The following is a 1,164-nucleotide window of genomic DNA, read 5'->3' as shown; positions in this document are numbered from 1 at the left end:
TAGTGGAAGCATTTGGAAAGCCGCATGTAAATGTGGGAACAATAGGACATGTGGATCATGGGAAGACAACGTTGACAGCGGCGATAACGAAGCATTATGGAAATTTTGTAGCGTACGATCAGATAGATAAAGCGCCAGAAGAAAGGAAGAGGGGGATAACGATAGCAACAGCGCATGTTGAGTATCAGACGGAAAAAAGGCATTATGCACACGTTGATTGTCCTGGACATGCTGACTATGTAAAGAACATGATAGTAGGTGCAGCACAGATGGATGCGGCGATATTGGTAGTGTCAGGGGTTGATGGGCCAATGCCACAAACGAGAGAGCATATATTGCTGGCGAAGCAGGTGGGTGTTGGATATATCGTGGTGTATATAAATAAAGCTGATGTTGCTGATGCTGATATGATAGATTTAGTGGAAATGGAAGTGAGGGAATTGCTGAATAAATACGGATTTCCAGGGGATGAAGTGCCTGTTGTGGTTGGTTCAGCACTCAAGGCGCTGGAGGATGACAGCAGCGAATATGGAAAAAAATCAATAGACAAATTGATGGAAAAGTTAGATGAATATGTGGCGGTTCCACCAAGGCCTGTGGATTTACCATTTTTATTGCCAATCGAAGATGTATTTTCGATATCGGGGCGAGGAACAGTGGTAACAGGAAGAATAGAGAAGGGAGAGATAAAGACGGGAGAAGAGATAGAGATAATAGGTCTGCAAGCGACGCAAAAGACGATATGCACAGGGGTTGAGATGTTTAAGAAGTTGCTGGATAAGGGAAGTGCAGGACTCAATGTAGGAATATTGTTAAGAGGAACAAAAAGAGAAGAAGTGGAGAGAGGGCAAGTATTAGCAAAACCGGGGACGATAACGCCGCATAGAAAGTTTAAGGCGGAGGTTTATATATTAAAGAAAGAGGAAGGAGGAAGGCATACACCATTTTTTGCGAATTACCAGCCACAGTTTTATTTAAGGACAACGGATGTAACTGGGAGCATAAAATTACTAGATGGGAAGGAGATGGTAATGCCAGGAGATAATGTGAGTGTAGAAGTAGAATTGCAAGTACCGATAGCAATGGATAAGGGATTGCGTTTTGCGATAAGAGAAGGCGGTAGAACTGTTGGTTCTGGTGTTGTTTCTGAAATTTTGGAGTGAG

Annotated in this window: 1 protein-coding gene; it reads left to right on the top strand. The window is 43.0% G+C overall.

Going from position 1 to position 1,164, the window contains the following annotated elements; genetic code table 11:
• Positions 1–2: 2 nt before the first annotated feature.
• Positions 3–1,163, top strand: coding sequence for an elongation factor Tu (gene tuf / locus BA053_RS06235; protein WP_065095220.1), 1,161 nt, complete (start codon positions 3–5; stop codon positions 1,161–1,163).
• Position 1,164 lies beyond the last annotated feature (1 nt).

The sequence above is a fragment of the Wolbachia endosymbiont of Nomada ferruginata genome (assembly GCF_001675785.1).
GTDB lineage: Bacteria > Pseudomonadota > Alphaproteobacteria > Rickettsiales > Anaplasmataceae > Wolbachia > Wolbachia pipientis.
Note: the sequence above shows the minus strand (reverse complement) of the source record. Positions and strands in the feature narration are given on the sequence as shown.